The sequence below is a fragment of the Streptomyces shenzhenensis genome (assembly GCF_003688995.1).
Lineage (GTDB): Bacteria > Actinomycetota > Actinomycetes > Streptomycetales > Streptomycetaceae > Streptomyces > Streptomyces shenzhenensis_A.
In genome coordinates this window covers 1-732 of record NZ_PENI01000103.1, presented here as the reverse complement: position 1 = coordinate 732, position 732 = coordinate 1, and the positions used below count along the sequence as shown (strand labels likewise).

1 protein-coding gene is annotated in these 732 nt (G+C 67.2%); it reads right to left on the bottom strand.

The window, feature by feature from the left end; all coding sequences use genetic code 11:
- Positions 1-732 (bottom strand): alpha-amylase family glycosyl hydrolase (locus tag CTZ28_RS46390; protein ID WP_259472124.1); only part of this gene is annotated, 732 nt, incomplete at both ends.

Here is a 732-nt window from a genome sequence, read left to right as displayed (position 1 = left end):
CGGGCATTTTCGAGACCAGGGAGCGTTTGCCGTGCACGGTCTCGTCGTGGGAGATGGGCAGGATGTAGTTCTCGCTGTGGGCGTAGGCCAGGGAGAAGGTCATCTCGTGGTGGTGGTGGGTGCGGTGCACGGGTGGGTGCTGCATGTACTGGAGGGAGTCGTGCATCCAGCCCATGTTCCATTTCAGCCCGAAGCCGAGGCCGCCGTTGTGGGTGGGGCGGGTGACGCCGTCCCAGGCGGTCGATTCCTCGGCGGCGGTGACCACGCCGGGGCAGCGGCGGTGGACGGTGGCGTTCATCTCCTGGAGGAACGCGACCGCGTCCGGGTTCTCGCGGCCGCCGTGCTCGTTGGGTGTCCACTGGCCTGGCTTGCGTGAGTAGTCGAGGTAGAGCATGGAGGCGACGGCGTCGACGCGGAGGCCGTCGATGTGGAACTCCTCGCACCAGTAGACCGCGTTGGCGACCAGGAAGTTGCGTACCTCGCGGCGGCCGAAGTCGAACTCCAGGGTGCCCCAGTCGGGGTGTGCTGCCCGCAATGGGTCCGCGTGCTCGTACAGTGGTTCTCCGTCGAACTGGGCCAGTGCCCAGTCGTCGCGTGGGAAGTGGGCGGGTACCCAGTCGATGAGGACGCCGATGCCTGTCTGGTGCAGGGTGTCGATGAGGTGTTTGAAGTCGTCGGGGGTGCCGAGGCGGGCGGTCGGGGCGTAGTAGCCGGTGACCTGGTAGCCCCAGG